Source organism: Arthrobacter sp. Bi83 (genome assembly GCF_918698095.1).
GTDB lineage: Bacteria > Actinomycetota > Actinomycetes > Actinomycetales > Micrococcaceae > Arthrobacter.
Window position 1 is genome coordinate 1 of sequence record NZ_CAKKLY010000113.1, and the last position, 1,537, is coordinate 1,537.

Genomic DNA, 1,537 nt, shown 5'->3' on the forward strand with positions numbered 1-1,537 from the left:
TCCCTGTGTGTCAGGCTGTTGTGTGACAGGTTCCCTGTTGCTGGAGCCGGTGCTCAGGGCGGGGGGAAGGTCCGTCATGGATTTCGTTATGCCTGTTCGTGTTTCGAACCGGAAGCACTTCACTACCGACCAGAAGCACGCGATTCTGGATGAGTACGACAAATGCCTTGAGTGGGGCTCTAAGGCCGCATTCATCAGGGCGGCGGGCATCACCGAGGGCACCATGAATCGTTGGTGCCGCGAGCGGGAGTCCGGGGAGCTGAGGTCCAGGTCCGACAACCTAGAGGAGGATCAGCGATTGAATGCGGGCGATAAGCAGTTGCTCAAACGGGTCTTGAAGGAAAACGAAGTCCTCAAGGCCAAGCTGGCGCGGTCCGAGGCTGCCGTGGATATTCTGGGAAAAGCTTCCGCGCTCTTGGACGCGATGGCCAAGAGCGCGGCGGCGACGGATCCGAAAGTGGAGGAGCCGGAGCCGGGCCGGCCGGAGTGGCTGACGCCAAAACCTGGAAAGACATCGCCCTGACCTTTGCCGGGAAACTGATCACAGCGGGCTGGTCCGCGGTGAAGGCCTGTGCCTTGGTGGGCGTGCACCGCACGGCCTGGTACCGGCGTCTGAGCCCGGCTACACCGGCGGGGCTCCTGGTGCCCCACGCCGACCGGGACTATCCGAACCGGATCACCGATGCCGAAGCCGACGCGTTCATGGAGCTGTTGAACTCCAGGGAATACGCCAACCTCTCCGTCACCCAGGCCTACTACCGGATGCTCGATGCGGGGCGCTGCTTCTTCTCCATCGCCGCCGCCCACCGCATCGTGGCCCGGAACGGGCAGAACGGTGACCGCCGCGAACAGCGCCCGGGAACCGGCCCCAAACGGGCCAAACCCGTTGTGCACGCGACCGCCCCGAACCAGCTTTGGAGCTGGGACATCACGATGCTCCACGGCCCGGGGAAACACACCTACCGGCTCTACGCGATCCTGGACGTGTTTTCCCGCAGAGTCGTCGGACACCGCGTCGAACACACCGAAACGGCCGCCCTCGCCGCCGCACTGATCAACGGCGCGGTCACCGACAACCGACAGCGCCCTGCCGTGCTCCACGCCGATAACGGCGCACCCATGCGGGCCGGCAGCATCCTCCAGCTTGCCCAGTCCCTGGGCATCACACTGTCCTACTCCCGCCCGCGGGTCTCCGACGATAACCCTTACTCGGAATCCCTGTTCAAGACAGTGAAATACGACCTGGACTTTCCCCGCCGATTCCAGGACCTCCAGCACGCCCGCGACTACATGGCGGCATTCTTCGCGGATTACAACGCCAACCACCGCCACAGCGGCCTGAACTACTACACACCCGACACCGTCCACGAAGGACGAGTCGACCAGGCACGCCGACGCCGCCAGGCAACCCTCAACGCCTGCCACGCCCGGCATCCTCACCGCTACCGCAACAAACCCACCGCACCAGCCGCCCCGGCCCACGCCGGCATCAACTACAAAACCAACCAGCTGTCACAAACAGCTTGATTCATTCCGG

At 64.0% G+C, this 1,537-nt stretch carries 2 protein-coding genes; both read left to right on the plus strand.

Annotation, left to right across the window (positions count from 1 at the left end):
* Positions 1 to 76 precede the first annotated feature (76 nt).
* A complete protein-coding gene (locus LQ144_RS22860; RefSeq protein WP_230121527.1) occupies positions 77 to 523 on the plus strand; it encodes a hypothetical protein in 447 nt (148 codons plus the stop codon).
* Positions 487 to 1,527: an IS3 family transposase gene (locus LQ144_RS22865; RefSeq protein ID WP_230121528.1), complete on the plus strand. Its 1,041-nt coding sequence runs from the start codon at positions 487 to 489 to the stop codon at positions 1,525 to 1,527. Before LQ144_RS22860 ends, LQ144_RS22865 begins: the two co-directional genes overlap by 37 nt.
* The last annotated feature ends 10 nt before the right edge of the window (positions 1,528 to 1,537 follow it).